Below are 670 nucleotides of genomic sequence, written 5' to 3' on the forward strand. Positions count from 1 at the left end.
GCACGCGGTGTGGCTGTACGTTCGCTTCAATCTGAGCCTGCGGGAAGTTGAAGAGATGCTGCTGCAGCGCGTGCGCGATGCTTCTTACGAAACTGTTCGGCGCTGGGTCATCAAATTCGGGCCGGCGGTAGCTCGAGATCTGCGGCAGAGACTGAACCGTCCAGGTGATGTCTGGCATCTGGATGAAGTTGCTGCGAGACTCGCGGGGCGCAAGTATTGGCTTTGGGGTGCGGTTGATCAGCATGATGTCGTGCTGAAGGAAATCCTCCAATCCAGGCGGGACAAACGGGCGGCAAAACGGCTGTTGCGCGGCCTGATCAAGCACCTTGGTTTCATTCCCAAGCGGATCATCACGAACAAGTTGCGGTCCTATGGCACCGCCAAACGGGAAATCGCGCCGGGCTTGGATCGTTGGTCGCACAAGGGCTTGAACAACTGCGCGGAAAACAGCCCCCTCCCATTCCGAAAGCGAGAACGGACGATGCCAGGACATCGATCTCCAAGAGGTTTGCAGCGGTTCGTAACCACCCATCAGCCGTTAGAAATTGCTTCCGCGTCCCGGCACGTCGTCGCTCCGCACTAACAATCCGTTATCACCGCCTCGAGGCATTTGACGCCCCGAATGCTGCCACTCGAGCCGCTTGAATCCCGACCATCAGCATTCCCTCGT

At 58.2% G+C, this 670-nt stretch carries 1 pseudogene; it reads left to right on the top strand.

The annotated features are described in order from the left end of the window. Window positions 1-645: pseudogene (locus ACR0M9_RS21120) on the top strand (IS6 family transposase); the annotation flags it as partial. Window positions 646-670: the final 25 nt, after the last annotated feature.

This window comes from Ruegeria sp. CH2 (assembly GCF_056537065.1).